This is a genomic window from Flavobacterium sp. 38 (genome assembly GCF_057799715.1).
The window spans coordinates 118,516-141,559 of sequence record NZ_JBYNWZ010000003.1 but is presented as its reverse complement, the minus strand read 5'-3'; the positions used below and the strand labels follow the sequence as shown (position 1 = coordinate 141,559).

Sequence of the window (23,044 nt, the reverse complement as noted above, 5' to 3'; positions counted from 1 at the left end):
AAAAGCACCGATAAAATATATCAAAATGATAATTGTCGGTGTTTTTTTTTAGCCACGAATTTCACGAATTGCACCAATTTTTTAATTTTAATTCAATTTCTCAAATTTTGCATTTGCATTATTGTAGACAAAGTAAATATTAGTGAAATTTGTGAAATTCGTGGCTAAAAAAAATAATAAAAATGCACGTTATGAATTCTCAAAAAAGCTGGATACTCTGCTGTTTTTTTAATTTTCTGATTGCCTGTATTTTCGGATTATTAATGCGTTTTATGTATCTCTTTCCGTTAGATTTTCTAAACTACAGCTTTCTGCTTCATGCGCATTCGCATACAGCTATGTTGGGCTGGGTTTATTTGATCGTTTATGTTTTGATCGTTCATTTTTTTATTCCAAAAGAAAAAAGTCAGAAACCTATTTATAACCGTTTGTTTTGGCTGACAGAATTTTCAGTAATCGGAATGATGATTGCTTTTCCAATGCAAGGATATGCTTTGTTTTCTATTGTTTTTTCGACCTTGCATATTTTACTAAGCTATATTTTTTGCCGTTTAGTTTGGAAAGATTCACCCAAAGAAAAAACTCCAGCGCAAAAACTTTTACTGACTTCTATTTTGTTTATGATTTTATCTACTTGTGGAGTCTGGTGTCTTGGACCGGCCGTAAGCACGTTAGGAAAACAAAGTGCTTTTTATCAGATTGCCATTCAGTTTTTTCTTCATTTTCAATTTAATGGCTGGTTTATATTGGCAATTTTAGCTTTGTTTTTAAAACAATTTCAAAATAAAATTGATGAGATAAAATTTAGAAAGTTTTACTTCTTTATGGTTATTTCTACGCTTTTAACCGTCTGCTTTCCAATTCGCTGGTTTGTCGAAAATGATATTTTGAGTTCTATCAATGTAGTGGGAGTTTTAATTCAATTGGGAGCTTTTATTTATTTCTACAAAATGCTAAAATCTCAAATTAGCACTTTTAAAAGTTCTTTAGATAAAACAACTAAATTGGTTTATGGTTTAGCTTTAACTTCCCTGTTTTTGAAAGTCGGAATCCAATTGCTGACCATTTTTCCCAATTTGGCTGAGGTTTCACACCAAATCAGAAATTTTGTAATTGGTTTTATTCATTTAACGACTTTAGGAATCATAACCGGATTTTTGTTTGGGATTTTGATCCAGAATAAAATGCTTTCTTCCAATTCTTCTGCTTTAAAAATAGGAGTAAAGATTTTTATTTTAGGATATATTTTGACTGAAGTTTTATTGTTTTTGCAAGGCTGGTTTTTCTTTTTTGGAGGAGGAAGTATTTCAGGATATTTTCAGAGTATTTTGATATTCAGTATTCTTTTGGTTTTAGGCTTAGCTTTAATTATGGTTTCTATAATAAAATTGAAATTTGAAAATTTAAAAAAAGCCACAGATTAAGAAAAAAGTCTCAGAGAGACGACATGTTTGTAGAAAAATAAGATAATAAAGAAAAGAAGCTCCAGCGGAGCGACATATTTATATATTCATATTAGGAATATAATTTTGCTAACGTGATAAATATGTCGCTCCCGCTGGAGCTTTAAAACGTGACGTGTAATGTTTCTATAAATATTTCGCTTCTCCGAAGCTTAAATGAATTCCATTATATAAAAAAACAAGAGCCGATTTTATCATAAACCTGCTCTTGTTCTTACTAATTAACCTATTTAAAATATCTATATTTTCCCTGCTTCCTGATTTATGGTTTCAATAGTCTTTTCATTATTTACTCCTAAACCTTCCTGCTGAAAAATTAATTCTCCTTCTGGATTAAAAACACTAATAATATTCGAATGCGAAAAATCTATTGGAGATATTTTTTTGTAATTAACGGCTAAAACTGCTGCAAATTCACGTGTATTTTCTTCCGTTGAACGAAGGAAAATCCAAGGATCTTGATTCATTTTATTTTCTATGGCAAACTTTTTTAATCTTTCTGGAGTATCAGTTTTTGGATCTATACTCACCAAAATCAGTTTTACGTGTTGTTTTGTTTTGGCATTCAGTTTAGATTCAATATCTCGCATATCGGCTACCAATCTTGGGCAGGCTGCTTTGCAGCTGGTGTAGATCATTACCATAACCAAAACATTTCCTCTAAGCGATTTCAATTCAATATTTTTTCCGTCCTGTGTTGTCCATTTAGATGGAAGATTGTAAATCGATAAATCACTAATTTCCTTCTTTGTTTCTGCTTTATTTTCTTTTTTATCTGCTTCTTTACAGCTGTAGAAGGAGAAAAGAAGAATAAAAGCAATTGCTATGTTTTTCATTTTTAACTAAATTAAATTTTAGGTTTTGTCGTGCTGGCACATCTAAATCATAGATTTCGTGTTGAATATTGTGCTTTCAAACTTCCTCTAAAAGCATATCGCATAAAAGCGGCATAGTCCATTAGATCGGATGCGTTTACAGAGGCGCCTCCGCAGAAGAGATTTTTATCACTGCTTTTGTCTTTTCTAGATTCTCCCGATAAAAAAATGCTGTTAAAATCAGATGTCCATTCCCAAACTAAACCGTGCATGTCGTAAACTCCCCAATAATTTTTGAAAGTTTTTCCAATCTCATTTTCATACGTCTTCGATTTCTCGTACCAGGATAAGATATACTCGTTAAATTCTTTTTTAGTTCGTGCGTCTATTTTTTTAGTGTCGGCCATAGCTACATATTCCCATTCGTCCATTGTTGGCAAGTGTTTTCCTTGACATTCGCAGTATTTTTTTGCTGCAAACCAAGAAACGCCGGTTACTGGAGATTTGGCTTTTGCATTTCCAAAATCAAGATCAGTTGACCAGTAAGCCAAATAACTTTTATCGGCAAAAATTCCTTTAATCTTTGATTTTTGATAAGAAGGATTTTTCTTGACAAATTCTAAAAACTCAGCATTTGTCACGGGATAAATGTCAATATAAAAAGATGTTACAGTTACTGGTTTTTGAGAAACGGCTCCATAAAGAGGGACAAAAGATCCCTCTTTTATGAAAGCCATTCCTTTTTCCTGAGCTTTCATGACACTAAGTGCAGAGAAAAAGAGAATAATAAGTATGAAAATGTATTTTTTCATGCTAGAGTTTGCTGTTATCTTAAAGCTTTTACCATTTCTGGAGTAACTTCTGTTTTATTATTTCCCCAGCTGTTATAAATGTAGGTAAGCACATTAGCGATTTCATCATCAGATAAATTCTGAGCTGGCATTATGTTGTTGTATTTTTTCCCGTTAACAGTTACTTCTCCCGTTAAACCATGCAAAATTGTTTTAATAGCACGTTTAGAATCGGCATTTAAATAATCTGATTTTGCCAAAGGAGGGAAAGTACTTGGAATTCCTTGTCCTTCAGATTGGTGACAGGCAAAACAAGTTGTTCCAAAAATTTCTTTACCAATTTTAATTTTCTCTTCAACGGTACGTTTTGGAATCGCTGTTGTTTTTGAAGCTCCAGTTTCAGGTATTTTCTGGATTGTTCCGCCCTCAGGCAAATAAATACCTTCTTGAATAGTTCCAGAATAAATGTTTTTATTTTCTTTTCCTTCTACTTTTAGCATTCCTAGTGCCCCTTTATTAAATGCTCTGAAAATAGAGTGGTCAACCAAAATAAAAGTTCCTGGTGTTTCTACTTTAAAATCAACAATAGCAGCGCCACCAGCAGGAATCAAAGTAGTCTGTACATTTTTATTGACAACAGTTCCGCCTTCAACATGAACATTGTCGAATATTTCACCAATAACATGGAAAGAAGAAACCAAATTTGGTCCACCGTTTCCAACAAATAAACGAACGGTTTCACCCACTTTTGCTGTTAATTCATTTCCATTTGTTAATGACCCCACTTTTCCGTTAAATACAACATAATCAGGAGTTTCTTTTACTGCCTTATTCATGTCAAATGGCTGAAGGCCTTTTGCTCCATATTCGCCTTGAGTGTAAAAATCACCCTGCATTACGTAATATTCTTTGTCAACTGGTGGAAGTCCGCCTTCTGGTTCAACCAAAATCAATCCGTACATACCGTTTGCAATGTGCATCCCCACAGGAGCAGTTGCACAGTGATATACATATAAACCAGGATTTATCACTTTAAAACTAAAAACTTTTTCATGACCAGGAGCCACAAGAGAAGAAGTTGCTCCACCTCCTGGACCAGTTACAGCATGTAAATCGATATTGTGAGGCAATTTATTATCCGGATGGTTTTTTAAATGAAATTCTACTTCATCGCCCACACGGGTTCTAATGAAACTTCCGGGAACTGAGCCACCAAATGTCCAATAGGTATATTTTACCCCATCTGTCATTGTGCCTTCTTGTTCCTTGATTTCCATGTTTAATTTTAACTTCATTGCGGTTCTGTCGCCAACAGGTTTTGGAACGTGAGGAGGAGCTGTAAGTTCGGCCTCCATTTCGCCTTGAGTTGTGATGTCTGCGTAAATTTTATCTTGCTCTTTTTTACAGCTTCCTAAAATTAGCAGCATAAATAACGAACAGATTAGAGCACTCGTTTTAATCCGGGTTTTGGTAGTTTGTTTCATGATCTATTATTTTGTTTTGTGTTAAATTTTTAAACAAAAATAAAAGACTTTTTTATCCTTTATTATGATATTAATCATGTTTTGGCATAATTACAGCGTGAAACAGGGCTTTTTGGGAGCAAACAAAGAGGCGCAAAACTGTATTCTTTTTTTGCAGCAGAATATTTTTTAATAAAAATAATTGAGGCTCTTCATTTTAAATTAATAATGATTATTTTTGCTCGCTGATTAAGTAAAAAAAATTACTACATATATTATGGTAAAAGATTTATTCGAAAGAATTCAGGACAATAAAGGACCTTTAGGAAAATGGGCTTCTCAAGCAGAAGGTTATTATGTTTTCCCAAAGTTAGAAGGAGAGTTGGGTCCTAGAATGCAATTTCACGGAAAAAATATTTTAAACTGGAGTTTAAATGATTATTTAGGTTTAGCTAATCATCCAGAAGTTCGTAAAGCAGATACAGATGCAGCAATTCAGTTTGGTGCAGCTTATCCGATGGGAGCTCGTATGATGTCTGGACACACTACTTACCACGAACAATTAGAAAATGAATTGGCAGAATTTGTAATGAAAGAATCTGCTTATTTATTAAATTTTGGTTACCAAGGAATGGTGTCTATTATTGATGCTTTGGTTACTAAAAATGACATTATTGTTTATGATGTTGATTCACATGCATGTATCATTGATGGTGTTCGTTTGCACATGGGTAAACGTTTCACATACAAACACAATGATTTGGAAAGTATGGAGAAAAACTTGCAACGTGCTACTAAAATGGCAGAAGAAACAGGCGGAGGTATTTTATTTATTACTGAAGGTGTTTTTGGAATGCGCGGACAGCAAGGAAAATTAAAAGAAATTGCTGAATTAAAGAAAAAATACAATTTCAGATTATTAGTAGACGATGCTCACGGTTTTGGTACTCTAGGAAAAACGGGTGCTGGAGCAGGTGAGGAGCAAGGGGTTCAAGATCAGATTGATGTTTACTTCTCTACTTTTGCAAAATCTATGGCTAATATTGGTGCTTTCGTAGCGGCTGATAAAACAGTTATCGATTATTTGAAATACAACTTACGTTCTCAAATGTTTGCTAAAGCATTGCCAATGATTCAAACTATTGGTTCTTTAAAACGTTTAGAGTTATTGCGTCAGTCTTCTGCAATTAAAGACAAACTTTGGGAAAATGTAAATGCATTACAAAGCGGTCTTAAAGAAAAAGGATTTAATATTGGTGATACAAATACTTGTATCACACCAGTTTACCTAGAAGGAAGTATTCCTGAAGCAATGGTAATGGTAAACGATTTAAGAGAAAATTATGGTATTTTCCTTTCTATTGTAGTTTATCCAGTTATTCCAAAAGGAATTATCTTATTGAGAATGATTCCTACGGCTTCTCATACTTTAGCTGATATCGAAGAGACTTTAACGGCTTTCGAAGCAATTCGTGAGAAATTAGTTAACGGAACTTATAAAGAAATTGCAGAACGTACAACTGTTGACGTTTCGTAAATTCTAAAAAAAAAAATAGATTTCCTTAAGTGGGAATTATGTAAAAAATCCATTTGTTCTACGAATGGATTTTTTTTTGAATTGAATTAACTTTATACTATAATCACAAAATAAAAATGGAAAATATGAAAAAAGTACTAACACTAACAGCAGTACTTGCCTTGTCGATTTTTGCTTCATGTAAAAAAGAAACAACGACAACAGAGCCAGTACAAATTACGCCTAGTCCACCTAAAGAAGCAGAAATTGTAGAACCGGCAGGGGATCAATGTTATGCTTGGAGAGCTAACGGAAGTGTTATCGAGATGAGTTTCAACGTAAATTCTCATCAAGAAGTAAACGGGACAGTAAGTTATAATTTGGTTGGAAAAGATAAAAACGAAGGAAGTTTAATTGGAAATATGAAAGGAGATACTTTGGTCGCAGATTATACTTTTAATTCTGAAGGAGTTTCATCTGTTAGAGAAGTTGTTTTTCTTCAAAAAGACGGAACTTTTATTGAAGGATATGGAGATGTAGTAGAAGCAAATAACAAAGTTTCTTTTAAAGATAAATCAAAGCTAAAATTTGATCAAAAAAATACTTTGGTAAAAGTAGATTGCAAAGTAGAGTAATGATGTGTTTTATAAAGTGAAAAATCCATTCGTTTTGGGGACGAATGGATTTTTTTATTTTTTACTTTTAATTTTGTCAATGTATGTAGAAGAATTTCCGTTCCAATAGCATTTAGAACAATGTTCATCAATAAATTCATGCTTACAATTTTCATATCCATAAATATAATGTGCACATTCAGGACATAAATTTCTCATCTGTGACTTATCTATAAAAAAATCACTTTTGCATTCATCGCAGGATGCTACTAAAGTTTTATTAAAATTCATTAAACTAAGGACTAGGCACTAAACACACTAAGGACTAAAAAAAAACTAAAGATTCTTCAAATACGTCTTTCTCTGACAGTGAATAGTAGGATTAAAGTTTTTCCAAAGCAAATGAATTGCATTGTTCTCTAATAGCTCAGGAGTTCTGATACAAGTTTGAATTCCTTTGGCAGAAAACGTTTTATAATATTCATCAAAAATAATAGCTGTAACACCCTTGTTTTGATAGTCAGGATGAACTCCGATGAGGTAGAAAACAACGTCTTTACTGTGTTTTTTAGCTTTTAATAACTGCAGGAATCCAAATGGGAACAATTTTCCTTTTATTTTTTGCAAAGCTTCAACAAAACTCGGCATTACGATACTAAAAGCTACTAGATTATCATCCTTATCAACAACAAATTTGATATATTCTGGATTAATAAAGCTGATATATTTCTTTTTAAAATATTCTTTTTGAACGTCAGAAATAGCGACAAACGAAGCCAGTTTTTCGTAAGATTCATTAAACAAATCGAACATTTTGTCTACGTGAGGCATAATGTCTTTTGTTTTGGTAAAATTAAGCGCTTTTAATCCGTAGCGCTTTTTGATTAACTCTTGCGCTTTCTGAAAGAATTCTGGTTTTACATTCGAAAAAGGAAATATACTTTCTATATATTGTTTTTCAACCTGAAACCCTAATTGCTCCAAATGCGTTACATAATACGGGTGATTGTACCATGTAATCATGGTTCCAATTTGGTCATATCCTTCAGTAAGAACCCCAACTTTATCTAGATTCGAAAATCCCATTGGGCCTTCAGCATGCTCTAAATTGTGTTTTCTTCCCAGTTCATACACTTTTTCAAGCAATGCTTTTGTAACTTCAATATCATCAATTACATCAAACCATCCAAAACGCACTTTTCTCTTATGCTGATTATTAACTTCAGACCAATTGATAATGGCAGTAATACGTCCAACAATTTTATTGTCTCTGTAAGCCAAATAAAAGTAAGCTTCGGCATTGTCAAAAGCAGGATTTTTAGTTTTATCAAAAGACTCCAATTCGTCTGAAATAATAGGCGGCACCCAATATGGGCTATCCTTATATAGTGAAAAAGGAAATTTGATATATTCGGTTAATTCTTTTTTGCTTTTAGCTTCTTTAATTGTAATCATTAAGGTGGTATTGAGTGTCCTCTATAAAAGGGTCTAGTTATTCAGTTTATTCGTATTTAGCTTTACGCTTTCGTTCTTTTTCTTGATAGTCAATAGCTTTTTCATTATCAGGATTCTTTTTTGCTCTAGCGGCTGCTTTATCTTCAACCACCTTCTCTTTGTACCATCCATCATAACGCCATGATACGCCAACACCGCCATATAATATAGAAGGTGTATTTTTGAAATTGGTACTTATAGAAGCATCAACCTGCATGTTGGAAGAAAGCAGAAAAGCAGCTCCTCCGCGAAGAATCGAATCGCTGTAGAAATCGCTTTTATAGCCTTGATTTTCAACGAAACCAGACCATCTGTCATTAAATCCGTGCGTCAAAGTTAATACATATCCGTAACTTGGATAGTCAGTTCCAATATAATCTGCAATAATATTAGTCACAAAAACCCAAGCTCCGCCTCCTAATAAATTTTGTGTGATAATCGAAACTTTAGGAGAAATAGCGCCATCAGGAGAAAAATAATAAGGATTATCGGCTCCAACAAAATTAGCTCCTGCAAAAACAGAAACAGCCGGAATAAGCTCTCGCCATTGAAAATTTCTATTGGCTTTATAGCTGTAGATGTTTACTTCTTTTTTGTAATTTTTGTACGGATCATAAACAAGATATTTAGCTCCTAAAACCGTGCGTCTAAAATTATTCTTTTTGTAGCTGGTGTACGGAGTATCAAAATTCTCGGTTTGATATTGTAAATCAGCGATGAATTCTAATTGTTCTAGAAAAGCACCATATCGAATAGTTAAATCTGTACCAAATCCGCTGGCATCGTAGTCTAATAAGTCGTGTTTTTCTTTAATGCCGTAAACACCTAATTCGGCTTGAATAACAGATTTTCCAACGGCGTAGGCAGACATTGTTTCACCTGGGCGATTTGAGTTAATGACGTCAGTATATTGCGCAAAAAACAGTTGTGGAATAAAAAAAAGTACCGGGGCAAGTAAGTTTTTAATTTTGAACATATAATTTTTTTTGAGTTGAAAAATAATAACGCATTTCAAATGTACATATTTTATTATTTATTTAAGATTCATATTTTATTTTTAAGCAACGGATTTATTAATTTTGGAAAAAAATATATAGTTATGCAAGAAGCATCTTTTTCAGGTTTGTTCAAGACCATCATGTGGGTTATAGCTTTTTATTACATTTTTAAATTTTTAGCTAAAATCTTTTTGCCTGTGTTGGTTAAAAAGGCAGTAGAAAATGCCAGTGAAAATTTTCAAAGACAACAGCAACAATATAATCAAGGTAATAGATATCAGAACAATAGCAATACAAATAATAATGATGAAATAATCATTAATACAGCTAATGCTAAAAACCCGCGCGAAACCAAAAAAGTGGGTGAGTATGTTGATTACGAAGAAATAGATTAGATTTGTGTCCTGAAAATTTAGGATTCATTTTAACCCAAACCAGCCAAAATTGAAAATAGTAAATAAGTTCTATCCGCATGCCCTTGTAGTTCTGGGCTTTATTCTTGTTTCATTAATTTATTTTTATCCAGTTCTGCAAGGAAAACAAATTTTCCAGTCTGATATTGCTCAATACACCGGAATGGCAAAAGAGCAAAATGACTTTAGAGCAGTAGAAAATGCAGAACCTTATTGGACGAATTCTGCTTTTGGCGGTATGCCAACATACCAGCTTGGTGCAAATTATCCGAACGATTTTATAGGTAAAGTTGATGACGTATTGCGTTTTCTTCCGCGTCCTGCAGATTACTTGTTTTTATATTTCCTTGGCTTTTATGGCTTATTATTAGTTTTAAAAACAGATCCGCTAAAAGCTTTTATAGGTTCAATTGCGTTTGGTTTTTCAACTTATATGATTATTATTCTAGGAGTTGGGCATAATGCCAAAGCGCACGCCATTGCTTATATGCCTTTGGTTATTGCAGGTTTTATACTCGTTTTTCAGAAAAAATACATTTGGGGAGGTTTGCTCACCATGTTTGCCGTGGCATTAGAAATTAGTGCCAATCACTTCCAAATGACCTATTATTTATTGATTTTCTTATTGATTCTAACAGGTTATTACGCTTTTAATTTTATAAAAGAAAAAGATTTTAAAGGACTTTTAATTTCTTGTGGCGTTTTATTAGTTGCGGGGATTTTTGCGTTAGGTGCCAATGCCGGTAATTTAATGGCAACACAAGAATATGCTAAATACAGTATTAGAGATAAAAGTGAGCTGACATTTAATCCAGACGGATCTAAAAATGAAACGACTGCTTCTATGACTACAGACTATATTACAGAATATAGTTATGGAATTGCAGAAAGTTTGAATTTAATTGCTCCAAGAATATTTGGAGGTTCAAGCCATGAAAATGTAGGCACAGACAGCCGTATGTACGCCTTTATGGTAGAGCAGGGAGTTCCTTCGTCTCAAGCTCAAGATTTTGTTTCTGGAATGCCAACGTATTGGGGAGATCAGCCAATTGTTTCAGCGCCAGCTTATATAGGGGCTGTCGTTTTCTTCTTGGCTGTTTTAGCTCTATTTATTGATGATAGAAAAATTAAATATGTTTTCCTTGCTGGGGCGCTTTTCACTTTAGTGCTTTCATGGGGAAAAAATTTCTCTTTGCTGACAGACTTTTTTATTGAATATGTTCCTCTTTATGATAAATTTAGAGCTGTTTCATCCATTCAGGTAATTCTAGAGCTATGTTTTCCTGTTTTGGCTGTTATGGGATTACAGTCATTCTTTAAAGCTAAAGACGAACCAAAATTACAGCAGAAAGCATTAGTACAGACAGGAGTTTTTGGTTTGGGAGTATTGGTAATTTTGTTAATAGCAAAAAGTTTCTTCCATTTTACAGGAGCGAGCGACCAATATTTCATGGAAAGCTACGGACCAGGTTTTGTTGACGCTTTAAAAGAAGACAGAATGACGATGTATTATGCAGATATCTTACGATCTGGATTTTTAATCGTGGTTACTTTTGTTGTATTATGGATGTTTATTAAAAACAGATTCTCTCAAACTACAACTTTAATCGTTATTGGAATTGTAATGATTTTTGATTTGTTTTTTGTGGATAAAAAATATGTTTCGGCAAAAGATTTCGTAAGTCCGGTTCAGATTGCAGCGCCTTTCCAAGAAACTCAAGCAGATGCTCAAATTTTAAAAGATACTTCTGTTTATCGTGTATTCGATCTTCAGGGACAATTACAGGGAAGATCTTCTTATTTCCATAAAACAATTGGAGGTTATAGTGCTGTAAGACCTAGAAGAATGCAACAATTATACGATTATCAAATTGCTAAAAATAATCTAGAAGTGCTTAATATGTTGAATGTTAAGTATGTGATTCAGGTGGACAGTACAGGAAATCAAATTCCGACTGTTAATCCAGATGCTAACGGAAATGCTTGGTTTGTGGAGTCTGTAAAATTGGTAAACAAGCCAGATGATGTCATGAAAGCCTTGAATACTTTGGATACTAAAAAAGTTGCAGTATTTAATGTTCACGAGCATGAAAATAAATTTCAAAATGCGAGATTAAAGAAACCTTTAGATACAACTGGAACGATTAAAGTTGTTACTTATAAGCCAAATTACATTAAATACAAATCAGACAAAGAAAATGATGGTTTAGCTGTTTTCTCTGAAATGTATTATAAAAATGGCTGGAATGCTTATATAGACGGTAAATTAACAGATCATTTCCCTGTTGATTATGTTTTGAGAGCAATGGAAGTTCCTGCAGGAAAACATACTATCGAATTTAAATTTGAGCCTCAGATTATCAAAACTGGAGGAACAATTACTTTAATAAGTTCAATTGGAATGTTGTTGCTTTTAGCTGCGGGGATTTATTTCGAAAAATTCTACCGCAAAGATTCACAAAGTAGTCACAAAGACACACAAAAATAATTTAGAAAATCTTTGCGATTCTTAGCGAGCACTTTGCGAATCTCTGTGAAACAGAATAAATCTTAAATGGAACAAAAAAAACTTTTAATAATTACCTATTATTTTCCGCCTGCGGGTGGGCCGGGAGTACAGCGTTGGTTGAAATTTGTGAAATATTTGCCAGAATTTGATGTACAGCCTATAGTTTATGTTCCAGAAAATCCGACTTATCCAATTGTTGATGAAGGATTGGTAAGCGAAATATCAGATAAAGTAATTGTTTTAAAGAATAAAATTTGGGAGCCGTACCAATTGGCCTCTGTTTTTTCGAAAAATAAAACCAAAAAAATCAGTTCGGGAATTTTTCCTCAAAAGAAAAAACAGACTTTCTTAGACAAAACGTTTCTTTGGGTTCGAGGAAATCTTTTTATTCCAGATGCGCGTGTTTTTTGGGTAAAACCGTCTGTTTCTTATTTAGAAAAATACATTCAGGAAAATAATATCGATACGATTGTAACTTCTGGACCACCGCATAGTTTGCATTTGATTGGTTTGGAATTGCAGCAAAAATTGAAAGTGAAATGGTTTGCCGATTTTCGTGATCCTTGGACAACGATCGGATACCACAAAGCACTTCGATTATCTTCTTATGCGGAGAAAAAACATAAAAGTCTTGAGCATAAAGTACTCAATTCTGCAGACGAAATTATCGTAACAAGTAAAACTACTAAAACTGAATTTGAAGCGATTACCAATAAGCCAATTACGGTAATTACAAATGGTTATGATGTTGAAACGGTTGAGAAACAAACATTAGACACCAAATTTACTTTAGCTCATATTGGTTCTTTCTTATCAGACAGAAATCCGCCATTTCTCTGGGAAGTTTTGGTTGAATTGCTAAAAGAAGTTCCAGAGTTTAAATCTCATTTAGAAATAAAATTAATTGGAGCCGTAAGTCAGGAAGTTTTAGATGCGATACAAGAACATCAGTTAAATGATTATTTGAACTTGGTGGGTTACGTTTCTCATAAAGAAGCGGTTGCACATCAAAGAAAATCTCAGGTTCTGCTGTTAATCGAAATTAATTCTGAAGATACGAAAAGCATTATTCCAGGAAAATTGTTTGAATATATGGTTTCAAACCGTCCAATAATTGCTATTGGACCTCAAGGTTCTGACTTTGCAGATATCGTTACTCAGACCAATACAGGAGTATTTTTTGATTATTCTGAAAAAGCGAAGTTAAAAAGTGTAATTTTGGACTTTTTTAATCAGTTTTTGGAAGGGAAACTGCAATCGCACGGAATTGGTTTACAGCAATATTCGAGAAAAAACCTGACTAAGCAATTAGCACAGCTGATTAAAGGATAATCATTAAAATTTCAAATACAATCTAAACTCAAGAAATGGGTATTGTCTTAAATCAGTCTTTTAAAAATACTATAATTACATACATTGGTTTTGGTATCGGAGCCATAAATACTTTATATCTTTATCCCGTTTTTCTTGGGGCAACTTATTACGCTTTAACAAATTACGTTACTTCTGCAGCAAATGTGATTATGCCTTTGTTCGCGATCGGAATGCAAAATACGCTTGTGAAATTTTATTCGCAGTATAAAACAGAAGAAGAAAGAGAGCAGTTTTTGTCTTTTACGGCGTTGTTTCCGCTTTTAATGTGTATTCCGTTAGGACTTATCGGAATTTTCTTTTACGACGACATAACCGATTTTGTTTCGAAAGAAAATCCTATTGTGCGCGAATTTATGCTGCTTATTCCGTTTATCGGAATCTGTATGGCTTATTTTGAAATTTTTTATGCGTGGGCTAGGGTCCACATGCATTCTGTTTTTGGAAATTTTATAAAAGAAGTTGGTTTAAGATTGCTTTCGACTTTTGCTTTAATAGCGTTGTATTTCAATTGGATCAGTCTGGTTCAGTTTGTTTATGTAACGGCGGCGATTTATTTTATAGCTTTTATCGTAACGATGTTTTATGCTTTTTACGTTAAAAAGCCTAATTTTCAAATTTCTATACCTGAAAATGTAAAAAGTGTAATGGAATATACTTTTTATATTATTTTATCTGGAAGTGTTGCGAACTTACTTTTAGACGGCGATAAGCTGATTTTGAATCAGTATATGAAAATCGAAAATATCGCCTATTACTCCGTTGCGACTTACATTGCTTTGGTCATTTCAGTTCCAAGTCGTGCGATGCATCAGATTGTGTACCCGATTACAGCTAAATTAATGCACGATAACAAATTCGACGAATTAAATCAGCTTTATAAAAAGACTTCGATCAATTTGCAGATTGTGGGCGGTTTTGTAATGCTTTGTATTTTTGTCAATATTAACAAATTATACGAATTAGTTCCGAAAGAATATAGTGGCGGAATTTCTGTAGTTTTTATGATTGGTCTTTCTAAATATTTTGACCTGATTTTAGGAAACAATAATGCTATTATTTTCAATACCAAATATTACCGTATGGTATTGTATTTAGGATTAATGCTCGTTGTTTTAACCGTAATTTTAAATTTGATCTTTATTCCTATCTGGGGAATTTTTGGTTCTGCATTTGCAACTCTGCTGTCGATTACTTTATATAGTTTGGCAAAACTGCTGTTTGTGGTAAAGAAACTGCATTTGTACCCTTTTACAAAACAGACCATTGATTCTATGCTGCTTACTTTTGTATTGTTTCTGCTGTTTTATTTTTGGGAATTTCCATTTTTCCAGTTAATAAGTATCGCTTTAAAATCGATTTTGGTAACAATATTATATGTTTATCTGAATTATAAATTTAAAATTTCGTCAGATATCAATAATGTTATTGATTCGATCTTTAAGAAATTAGGGTTTAAAATTTGATCTGATTTTTCTGTAAAAAAGAAAGCAATTTAAAAAATCATAACTTTTTTGTTTTTATATTTGTTAGAAAGGATAACTAACTTATTTCTAATTGAATATGAAAATAAAAGTACTTAGGTTATTAGCTTTCTTCTTTATTTTATTTTCTTTTTCAGTATTTGCCCAGACTCCCGATCTGAAAAGCACTGATAAAGAGATTTCGACAGTAAAACTACAAGGTTATCCTGTAAAGCCTTTCAAGGACACACTTTTTTTTGTTTATCATAAAGTTGGTTCTTTTTCTGCAAAGGAGCGGGCAGAATATATTACCAATAAAATAAAAAGACTTTACAACGAATCTTTCTTTGAAAAAGATTCGCTTAAAGTTGTTCCTTCGGATGCTTCGATGGATATTATCTATCAAAATGATTTAGTCATAATGTCTGTTTTTGATGCTGATGCAAAAGCAGAAAATAGCACTATAACTAAAATTGCCAATAGAAATCTGGCGAAAATTAGAAATGCGATCCTATACCAAAATGAAAATTATTCTCAATTGCCTAAACGAATCGGATATACGGCTTTATTAATTCTTATAATTAGCTTGGTTTTGTTTTTGGTCGGGAAGCTTTTTAATCTGATTAGAAATTATATCGTCAAAAATAAAGCTAGATATTTTAAAGGAGTCAATTATAATACAATCAAAATATTATCTCCAGAAAGACAGCTGGTTTTATTTCTCCGTTTTTTTGGTTTTATAAAAATAGTAACACTTATTTTAATTGTTTACTTGTCGCTTCCTGTTTTATTCAGCATATTTCCAGCTACTAAAGATTATACAACAATGCTTCTTAGATGGATTTTGACGCCGGCTAAATCTGCATTAATGGGATTTCTTGGGTTCTTGCCAAGTCTGTTTACGATTATAGTAATTGTTATCATTTTTAAATATGCGCTCAAAATCATTAAGTTTTTCTTTGACGAAATAAAATCTGAAAACATAAAAATTGACGGATTTTATAGCGATTGGGCATTGCCAACATTCAATGTAATTAGACTGCTGATGTATGCTTTTATGCTGGTTATTATTTTTCCGTATTTGCCTGGTTCAGATTCTCCAATTTTTAAAGGGGTTTCGGTATTTGTCGGGGTTCTGTTTTCTCTTGGTTCTTCTAACGCTATTGCTAATATGGTGGCAGGTTTAGTAATTACGTATATGCGCCCGTTTAAAATTGGTGATTATATAAAGATTGGTGATGTAAGCGGAGAAGTAATAGAAAAAACGGCATTGGTTACCAGAATAAGAACGCCAAAATTTGAAGATATTACGATTCCGAATGCTACAGTTTTGTCCAGTACTTCGACCAATTATTCGGCAAACACCAAACAGTCAACTGCCGGATTGCTTATTCATACGACAGTCACGATTGGTTATGATGTGCCATGGAAAGACATTTACGCCGCTTTGATTGATGCTGCATTAAAAACTGAAATGACCGAAAAAGAGCCAAAACCATTTGTATTGCAAACGAGTTTAGATGATTTTTATGTTTCGTATCAAATTAATGTTTACACTAAAGAGCCAACGAAACAGCCAAGAATTTATTCCTCATTGCATCAAAATATTCAAGATTCTTTCTTTGAGGCAGGAATAGAGATTATGTCGCCACACTACAGTGCTTTCAGAGATGGAAGCGCAACAGCAATTCCGCCAGAATACTTGAAAGAAGAGTAGCTAGAATTCAATTTTCAAGGTCATTTTTAAGGTTAAATAATTGACAATTAGGTATTAAAAAATAAACTTTAACACCTGAATATTTTGTAATTAATCGAATTAAAATTAACTTTATACTAAAGGTTTAGCATTACTTTGAAGAAATTGCATAATTATTTCTAACAAAAATACCTAAATATGGGTATTGTTTTATCCTTTTGAGCGAGATAAATTTGCAAGAAATAGTAGACGAAATTAGTTATTGGATTAATGGTAGATTAAATTAATTATGAAAAACAATCATCTCAGCCAGGAACAAAGCATGCAAGTATTTTCTAATATGATTTCAAACAAAGTTCATAATGGATTTACTTTAGAAGAAAGAAATGATGAGTTGCTTTTCGCAGTCTTATCTAAAGGAGGAAAAGTGGTTAACCACAGTTTGAATTTTATTATTTTTTGTTTAACTCTAGGTTTATGGTCATTTGCTTGGCTGTATCTTACCTTTGAAGCTTCAAAACAAAAAAAGATTTTAGTAGCTATTGACGAGGATGGTCTTCCGTTTGAAGAAAGATGTCTAGTAGCTTAATTTTTAGCTACAAAGTTAATAAGGTTCTAAGCTACTAAGTTTTTTACAAACTAGTAATTTAGAACCTTATTTATTTTAAGTTAAACTCTTAGCACCTTAGCACCTTAGAATCTTTTTTTTTTACAATTTATCTTTTAAGTAAACACCAGTTACAGATTCTTTTACTTTTACAATATCTTCGGGAGTTCCAGAGGCAAGTAAATGACCTCCATTTTCTCCACCTTCAGGACCTAAATCAAGAATCCAGTCTGCACATTTTATAAGATCAAGATTGTGTTCGATAACGATTATAGAATGTCCTTTTTCGATTAAAGCGTCAAACGAAGCCAAAAGTTTTTTAATGTCATGAAAATGCAGTCCCGTTGTAGGTTCATCAAAAACAAATAAAGCTTTGTCTTTTGTCGCGCCTTTAACCAAGAAAGAAGCCAATTTAATACGCTGTGCCTCTCCACCAGAAAGTGTAGAAGAAGATTGTCCTAATTGAACATACCCTAAACCAACATCTTGTAACGGCTGTAGTTTCTGAGTGATTTTAGTCTGCTTATTTTTTTCGAAAAAAGCAATAGCATCATCAATGGTCATTGTCAGGATATCATTAATATTCTGATTGTCAAAAGTAACCTCTAAAATTTCTTTTTTAAATCGTTTTCCGCCACAGGTTTCGCAAGGAAGAGAAACATCGGCCATGAAAACCATTTCGACATTTATAGAACCTTCTCCTTTACAAGTTTCGCAACGGCCTCCGTCAACATTAAAAGAGAAATGTTTAGCCTGATAACCTCTTATTTTTGATAATTTTTCTTTGGCATACAAATCACGAATATCATCATACGCTTTGATATACGTTACAGGATTTGATCTTGAGCTTCTTCCAATCGGATTTTGATCTACGTACTCAATATGTTTGATCTGCGAAAATGATCCTGAAATTTCAGTAAACTGTCCGGCTTTTTCAGCAGCGCTTTCCAGTTTTTTCTGCATAGCTGGAAACAAGATTTTCTTAATCAGCGTACTTTTTCCACTTCCAGAAACACCGGTAACTACAGTTAAAACATCTAACGGAAATGTAACATTAATGTTTTTTAAGTTGTTTTCGCGTGCACCGATTATATCAATATGATTTTTGAATTTTCGTCTTTTCTTCGGTACAGAAATCTCTAAATCACCATTTAAATATTTCGCAGTCAAAGAATCAGATTGCAGAATTTCATCATAAGTTCCTTGCGCAACTAGTTTACCACCAAAAGTTCCAGCTTCTGGACCAATATCAATAATCATATCGGCAGCTTTCATGATATCTTCATCATGTTCTACCACAATTACGGTATTTCCTAAATCGCGAAGAGAAAGCAATACTTTGATTAATCTTTCAGAATCTTTAGGATGCAGACCAATACTTGGCTCGTCCAAAATATACATCGAACCAACCAAACTACTTCCTAATGAAGTTGCCAAGTTAATACGTTGCGATTCTCCTCCAGAAAGTGTTGCCGAATTTCGATTTAAAGTAAGATAATCTAAACCAACTTCTGTTAAAAAAGACAAACGATTATTGATTTCGACCATCAAGCGTTTCGCAATCTGCTGTTCGTAAACGTTTAATTCTATATTTTTGAAAAACGTAACCAAATGTTTAATTGGTAAATCAACCAAATCAGAAACTGTTTTTCCGTTGATTTTTACATAAGAAGCTTCTTCGCGCAAACGTTTCCCTTTACAAGCGTGACATTTAGTTTTACCACGATAACGTGAAAGCATTACACGGTTCTGAATCTTATAATTTTTTTCTTCTAATTCTCTAAAGAAATCATTTAATCCCTGAAAATATTGATTTCCAGTCCAAATTAAATCTTTTTGTTCGTCAGTTAATTGGAAATAAGGCTTATGAATAGGAAAATCAAATTTATAAGCATGTTTTACCAATTCGTCTTTATACCAGCTCATGCTTTCGCCGCGCCACGGATAAATAGCACTTTCATAAACAGACAAAGCAGTATTTGGAACAACCAGATCGGCATCAATACCAATAATATTTCCATAACCTTCGCAAACCGGGCAAGCCCCATACGGATTGTTGAAACTGAATAAGTGAACATTTGGCTCGAGAAAAGTTATTCCGTCAAGCTCAAAATTATTCGAATAAGAAAATCTCTTTTCTGCATTTAATTCTTGCAGATAACAAATTCCTTTTCCTTCAAAAAAAGCAGTTTGCACAGCATCTGCTAAACGGTTATAAAATTCTTCTTCCTCTTTTACAACAATACGGTCAATAATCAGTAAAATGTCTTTATTATCTAATTGATGCAAATCTGAAGCAGAAAATTCATCTAGACGAATCATTTCGTTATCAACCAAAATACGTGCAAAACCTTGCTGCAGAAGCACTTTTAGTTTATCTTCTAATTGCCTTCCTTCTTCAAGATGTATAGGAGCAAGCAAAAGCCATCTGCTGTCAAGAGGAAGACTCTTTACATCAGAAATAACATCTGTAACGGTATTTTTTTTAACCTCTTGTCCAGAAATAGGAGAGTAGGTACGCCCAATTCTCGCAAACAAAAGTTTGATATAGTCGTAAATTTCAGTAGAAGTCCCAACAGTCGAACGAGCATTAGTCGTATTTACTTTTTGCTCAATAGCAATTGCAGGCGCTATACCTTTAATATATTCTACTTTTGGTTTGTCTAAACGGCCCAAAAACTGACGCGCATAAGAAGATAAACTTTCTACATAACGTCTTTGTCCTTCGGCATATAAAGTATCAAAAGCTAAACTCGATTTTCCTGATCCTGAAAGACCAGTAATGACAACCAGTTTATTTCTCGGAATAACCACATCTACATTTTTTAGATTATGTACCTGCGCTCCTTTAATTATAATATTTGATTTCGGATCTATTTTAGAAAGGTCAATTTGCATAAAAAAGTCAATTTTTACAAAAGTAATCAATTTTGAATTGGATTTAGTTAAGGATTTAGTTCCAAATTTTAACTATTTTGCTCTAACTGAAAGACTTTTTGAAGCAGATTTAGCTGTAAAAGTGTACTTTTTTAGAGCTGTATTGGTCCAGTTTAACACAGTCTGCAAAAAAATATTCTGCAATTGTCGGATTATTTCAATAAAAATTGTAATTTGAAATCTGATTCAAAGAAAAGAATAAAAATTATCTCATTAATTATTAGGTGTTTAGGTTTATTTTTTAACACTTTTTCCTAGCATTTGTTTTACGGATTTTTAGCACTTTGTACGTAAATTTTATGTTTATTGTACATTAATAAAAGTTTTACTAATAATAATTAATGATTTATTTGCATTTTAAAATTAAAAATTGTTAAATTTGGTCACAATATTAACATAACCTAAAAAAAGAAACGCCTATTTAAAAAAACTACTTTTTAGAAAAATACTCCAAATTTTTAAAATAAAACTAAAAAAGTAGTTATTATGGCTGATCTGCATACTCCAGACGCTCTATTAGTAAAAAATTATGTTGACGGCAGTGAAGCTGCACTGGCAACATTAATAAAAAGGCATGAATCTAAGATATATGGTTTTATATATTCTAAGATTGCTGATAGAGATATTTCAAATGATATTTTTCAAGATACATTTATTAAAGTAATCAAAACTTTAAAAAGTAATTCTTATAACGAAGAAGGTAAATTTCTGCCTTGGGTAATGCGTATTTCTCACAATTTAATCGTTGATCATTTTCGCAAAACCAAAAAAATGCCGATGTACAGAGAAACAGAAGAGTTTTCTATTTTCTCTATCATGTCTGACGATGCACTGACAATAGAAGGCAAAATGATTGTTGACCAAGTCGAATTGGATCTAAAAAAGTTGATAGAAGAACTTCCAGAAGATCAAAAAGAAGTATTGGTAATGCGTATGTACCAAGATATGAGTTTCAAAGAAATCTCAGAAATTACAGGCGTAAGCATCAATACAGCATTGGGAAGAATGCGTTACGCACTAATGAATTTGAGAAAAATAATAGATAAACATCAAATTATTTTAACCAACTAATACTATTTTGATATTTAGTCCGTTATACTAGTATAAATCATTTTTACAGTATGGGGAAAATTTACTCAAAAAAAGCATTAGCTTCCAAAAATCTTAAACCTAATAAAGAAGTCGTTTCTTTCTTATTGAATTATTCTAAAGCCTTGACAGTAGTTAAGATTGAAGATAAAAATTTTGAGATAATAGCTAACTAAACACCCCACTGCTCCTGTCGGATGTTTATTAAAAATAAACCGAATGGTCGTTTCGGTTGAAAAAGCTCACTGTTTGTATTTCTTATACAAATAGTGAGTTTTTTATTTTGTTTATATTTTGAACTTAAAAAATATAAGTTTTTTACATCATTTTCCTCGTGTTTTGTTAAAATTTAATATTTTGATGAGATTTTATATGTTTATTTAGTTTTTAATTTTATTTTAGTTAAAAAACTAGCTTTTTGTTCGATAAAAATGATTTCGCAAGTATTATTCGTATAAGAGTGCTGGTTTTATTCAAAGAATTAGAAAAATAACAACGTAATAACTAAATATTTAACCCCAAAACAGATTGTTTATGAAGAAAAACTACCCTGCTTTATTTTGTTAAGTTTTGATGCTCATTTGATTTTGAGAAAATAGTTGGACCAGCAGTATTGACTCAAAAAATAGTGATAAGATAATTTTTAAACCAGTTTAATTGTCTTTTGCTATTGCCTCAATAAAATAAGAAAATCATTTAATCACCAAAACTTAACCGTAAAATGAAAGAGAACATTAAAATGTTGTCGTGCTTATTAATGATCAGCATTGGCGCATTTGCCCAAAAAGACAAAATTAAGGAAGCGCAGTCTTTATTTGATAAAGGAAATAGCCAAGATGCTTTGGCAATTTTAACCAAAACAGAATACCTTATTCTTAATGCATCTGATGAAGACAAGTCAGATTATTATTTCTTAAAAGGTAACGTATTAAAAGATTTGGCTGTAAAAAACATTGATGCTGCCAATAATTTTACATTGGCGTCGCAATCCTACCAAGATGTATTTTTATACGAAAACGAATCAGGAAAATTTAAATGGACAGTTAAGGCTAATATGGCTTTAAAAGATATGAAAGCCAGTCTTGTAAATGGCGCAATGGCAGATTTTAAAGCTGGAAACTTCAAAGAAAGCGCAGAGAAAAGTTACAAGGTTTATTTGTTTGATAAAAAAGACACTTTAAACTTGTGTAATGCCGCAGCTTCATCTATAAATGCAAAAGATTTCAATGCTGCTGTTACTTACTATGAACTTCTCAAAAAGATTAATTATTCTGGAAAAGGAGTTCTGTACTATGCTACAAACAAAAAAACAAAAGAAGAAGATACCTTTATTTCTCCAAAAGCCAGAGAATCTGCAATTCAGCAAGGTTTATACGAAAAGCCAAGAACAGAATCTATTCCATCCAAAAGAATAGAAATAAACAGCAATCTGGCGTATGCCTATCTTGAAAAAAAGGATTATCCGAAATCAGAAGCGATTTACAATTATGTACTGGAATTAAATCCAAATTATATTGATGCGTATATCAATCTAGCTTATCTGAAATTGCAAATGAAAAAAGATCTTGCCGATGAAATCTCTGCACTGGGAACGACTCCGGCAGAAATGAAGCAATACGATAAGCTGAATGCCAGAAAAGATGATATTACAAGAAGTGCGATTCCATATTTGAAAAAAGTCCTAACGCTTGAGCCAAAAAATCCAGATGCAACCAAAACGTTATTAGGTGTTTACAGATCACTTGATATGAATACAGAATACAACGCTTTAAAAGCGGGAATGTAAATTAGATAATTTTATTGAT

The 23,044-nt window shown here is 32.6% G+C and carries 18 protein-coding genes; 12 read left to right on the top strand and 6 right to left on the bottom strand.

The genetic code is table 11. The annotated features are described in order from the left end of the window. The first annotated feature begins 191 nt into the window (after window positions 1-191). The gene (locus tag AC3E9W_RS09355) at window positions 192-1,424 is read left to right on the top strand and encodes a hypothetical protein (RefSeq protein WP_488768148.1); all 1,233 of its coding nucleotides are present in this window, start codon (window positions 192-194) and stop codon (window positions 1,422-1,424) included. Window positions 1,425-1,702: 278 nt separating this feature from the next. Here AC3E9W_RS09355 and AC3E9W_RS09350 read toward each other — a convergent pair whose 3' ends face one another. The 3 genes from AC3E9W_RS09350 to nirK are packed head-to-tail and all read right to left on the bottom strand — an operon-like array spanning window position 1,703 to window position 4,553. Next, window positions 1,703-2,299 carry an SCO family protein gene (locus AC3E9W_RS09350; protein WP_488768147.1) on the bottom strand — a complete coding sequence of 199 codons (597 nt, stop codon included), beginning with the start codon at window positions 2,297-2,299 and terminating at the stop codon, window positions 1,703-1,705. A gap of 47 nt (window positions 2,300-2,346) precedes the next feature. After that, a complete protein-coding gene (locus AC3E9W_RS09345; RefSeq protein WP_488768146.1) occupies window positions 2,347-3,090 on the bottom strand; it encodes a formylglycine-generating enzyme family protein in 744 nt (247 codons plus the stop codon). Between the two features lie 14 nt (window positions 3,091-3,104). Then, window positions 3,105-4,553, bottom strand: a complete 1,449-nt coding sequence (nirK, locus tag AC3E9W_RS09340; protein ID WP_488768145.1) for a copper-containing nitrite reductase — start codon at window positions 4,551-4,553, stop codon at window positions 3,105-3,107. 256 nt (window positions 4,554-4,809) lie between these two features. Between nirK and capB the strand changes: the two genes are divergently transcribed. After that, entirely contained in the window at window positions 4,810-6,069 is a 1,260-nt protein-coding gene (capB, locus tag AC3E9W_RS09335) for a cysteate-C-fatty acyltransferase (protein WP_306156598.1), read from the top strand. A gap of 125 nt (window positions 6,070-6,194) precedes the next feature. After that, a complete protein-coding gene (locus AC3E9W_RS09330) occupies window positions 6,195-6,683 on the top strand; it encodes a hypothetical protein (protein ID WP_488768144.1) in 489 nt (162 codons plus the stop codon). 315 nt (window positions 6,684-6,998) lie between these two features. Here the strand turns inward: AC3E9W_RS09330 and AC3E9W_RS09325 are convergent, their stop codons facing one another. Both AC3E9W_RS09325 and AC3E9W_RS09320 read right to left on the bottom strand, forming a co-directional pair. Continuing rightward, window positions 6,999-8,117: a GTP cyclohydrolase gene (locus tag AC3E9W_RS09325; protein WP_488768143.1), complete on the bottom strand. Its 1,119-nt coding sequence runs from the start codon at window positions 8,115-8,117 to the stop codon at window positions 6,999-7,001. A 46-nt stretch (window positions 8,118-8,163) separates the two neighbouring features. Further along, window positions 8,164-9,132, bottom strand: coding sequence for a transporter (locus tag AC3E9W_RS09320; RefSeq protein WP_306156592.1), 969 nt, complete (start codon window positions 9,130-9,132; stop codon window positions 8,164-8,166). A gap of 123 nt (window positions 9,133-9,255) precedes the next feature. On the opposite strand from AC3E9W_RS09320, the gene AC3E9W_RS09315 reads away from it, so the two are divergent. From AC3E9W_RS09315 to AC3E9W_RS09290, 6 genes are all read left to right on the top strand, one after another. Continuing rightward, complete coding sequence (locus AC3E9W_RS09315; RefSeq protein ID WP_456893428.1) at window positions 9,256-9,549, top strand: DUF4834 family protein; 294 nt, start codon at window positions 9,256-9,258, stop codon at window positions 9,547-9,549. 49 nt (window positions 9,550-9,598) lie between these two features. Beyond that, window positions 9,599-12,055: a YfhO family protein gene (locus tag AC3E9W_RS09310; protein WP_306156588.1), complete on the top strand. Its 2,457-nt coding sequence runs from the start codon at window positions 9,599-9,601 to the stop codon at window positions 12,053-12,055. A 66-nt stretch (window positions 12,056-12,121) separates the two neighbouring features. Beyond that, window positions 12,122-13,408 carry a glycosyltransferase family 4 protein gene (locus AC3E9W_RS09305; protein WP_488768142.1) on the top strand — a complete coding sequence of 429 codons (1,287 nt, stop codon included), beginning with the start codon at window positions 12,122-12,124 and terminating at the stop codon, window positions 13,406-13,408. Between the two features lie 35 nt (window positions 13,409-13,443). Continuing rightward, on the top strand, window positions 13,444-14,913 hold the full coding sequence (locus tag AC3E9W_RS09300; RefSeq protein WP_488768141.1) for an oligosaccharide flippase family protein: 1,470 nt from the start codon (window positions 13,444-13,446) through the stop codon (window positions 14,911-14,913). A 97-nt stretch (window positions 14,914-15,010) separates the two neighbouring features. Beyond that, complete coding sequence (locus AC3E9W_RS09295; protein WP_488768140.1) at window positions 15,011-16,627, top strand: mechanosensitive ion channel family protein; 1,617 nt, start codon at window positions 15,011-15,013, stop codon at window positions 16,625-16,627. Window positions 16,628-16,895: 268 nt separating this feature from the next. Beyond that, on the top strand, window positions 16,896-17,195 hold the full coding sequence (locus tag AC3E9W_RS09290) for a DUF8108 domain-containing protein (RefSeq protein WP_306156580.1): 300 nt from the start codon (window positions 16,896-16,898) through the stop codon (window positions 17,193-17,195). 120 nt (window positions 17,196-17,315) lie between these two features. On the opposite strand, the gene uvrA is transcribed toward AC3E9W_RS09290, so the two are convergent. Beyond that, on the bottom strand, window positions 17,316-20,111 hold the full coding sequence (uvrA, locus tag AC3E9W_RS09285) for an excinuclease ABC subunit UvrA (protein ID WP_488768139.1): 2,796 nt from the start codon (window positions 20,109-20,111) through the stop codon (window positions 17,316-17,318). 525 nt (window positions 20,112-20,636) lie between these two features. Here uvrA and AC3E9W_RS09280 point away from each other — a divergent pair. The 3 genes from AC3E9W_RS09280 (at window position 20,637) to AC3E9W_RS09270 (ending at window position 23,025) form a co-directional block, all read left to right on the top strand. Then, on the top strand, window positions 20,637-21,221 hold the full coding sequence (locus AC3E9W_RS09280) for an RNA polymerase sigma factor (protein WP_111366804.1): 585 nt from the start codon (window positions 20,637-20,639) through the stop codon (window positions 21,219-21,221). Window positions 21,222-21,271: 50 nt separating this feature from the next. Next, complete coding sequence (locus tag AC3E9W_RS09275; protein ID WP_164515274.1) at window positions 21,272-21,415, top strand: hypothetical protein; 144 nt, start codon at window positions 21,272-21,274, stop codon at window positions 21,413-21,415. 545 nt (window positions 21,416-21,960) lie between these two features. Then, window positions 21,961-23,025, top strand: coding sequence for a tetratricopeptide repeat protein (locus AC3E9W_RS09270; RefSeq protein WP_306156573.1), 1,065 nt, complete (start codon window positions 21,961-21,963; stop codon window positions 23,023-23,025). Window positions 23,026-23,044 lie beyond the last annotated feature (19 nt).

What these genes read in the sequence shown, in the direction of transcription:
- AC3E9W_RS09355 (WP_488768148.1), top strand. Translation starts at nt 192, where the DNA reads ATGAATTCTCAAAAAAGCTGGATACTCTGCTGTTTTTTTAATTTTCTG.
- AC3E9W_RS09350 (WP_488768147.1), bottom strand. Translation starts at nt 2,299, where the DNA reads ATGAAAAACATAGCAATTGCTTTTATTCTTCTTTTCTCCTTCTACAGC.
- AC3E9W_RS09345 (WP_488768146.1), bottom strand. Translation starts at nt 3,090, where the DNA reads ATGAAAAAATACATTTTCATACTTATTATTCTCTTTTTCTCTGCACTT.
- nirK (WP_488768145.1), bottom strand. Translation starts at nt 4,553, where the DNA reads ATGAAACAAACTACCAAAACCCGGATTAAAACGAGTGCTCTAATCTGT.
- capB (WP_306156598.1), top strand. Translation starts at nt 4,810, where the DNA reads ATGGTAAAAGATTTATTCGAAAGAATTCAGGACAATAAAGGACCTTTA.
- AC3E9W_RS09330 (WP_488768144.1), top strand. Translation starts at nt 6,195, where the DNA reads ATGAAAAAAGTACTAACACTAACAGCAGTACTTGCCTTGTCGATTTTT.
- AC3E9W_RS09325 (WP_488768143.1), bottom strand. Translation starts at nt 8,117, where the DNA reads ATGATTACAATTAAAGAAGCTAAAAGCAAAAAAGAATTAACCGAATAT.
- AC3E9W_RS09320 (WP_306156592.1), bottom strand. Translation starts at nt 9,132, where the DNA reads ATGTTCAAAATTAAAAACTTACTTGCCCCGGTACTTTTTTTTATTCCA.
- AC3E9W_RS09315 (WP_456893428.1), top strand. Translation starts at nt 9,256, where the DNA reads ATGCAAGAAGCATCTTTTTCAGGTTTGTTCAAGACCATCATGTGGGTT.
- AC3E9W_RS09305 (WP_488768142.1), top strand. Translation starts at nt 12,122, where the DNA reads ATGGAACAAAAAAAACTTTTAATAATTACCTATTATTTTCCGCCTGCG.
- AC3E9W_RS09300 (WP_488768141.1), top strand. Translation starts at nt 13,444, where the DNA reads ATGGGTATTGTCTTAAATCAGTCTTTTAAAAATACTATAATTACATAC.
- AC3E9W_RS09295 (WP_488768140.1), top strand. Translation starts at nt 15,011, where the DNA reads ATGAAAATAAAAGTACTTAGGTTATTAGCTTTCTTCTTTATTTTATTT.
- AC3E9W_RS09290 (WP_306156580.1), top strand. Translation starts at nt 16,896, where the DNA reads ATGAAAAACAATCATCTCAGCCAGGAACAAAGCATGCAAGTATTTTCT.
- uvrA (WP_488768139.1), bottom strand. Translation starts at nt 20,111, where the DNA reads ATGCAAATTGACCTTTCTAAAATAGATCCGAAATCAAATATTATAATT.
- AC3E9W_RS09280 (WP_111366804.1), top strand. Translation starts at nt 20,637, where the DNA reads ATGGCTGATCTGCATACTCCAGACGCTCTATTAGTAAAAAATTATGTT.
- AC3E9W_RS09275 (WP_164515274.1), top strand. Translation starts at nt 21,272, where the DNA reads ATGGGGAAAATTTACTCAAAAAAAGCATTAGCTTCCAAAAATCTTAAA.
- AC3E9W_RS09270 (WP_306156573.1), top strand. Translation starts at nt 21,961, where the DNA reads ATGAAAGAGAACATTAAAATGTTGTCGTGCTTATTAATGATCAGCATT.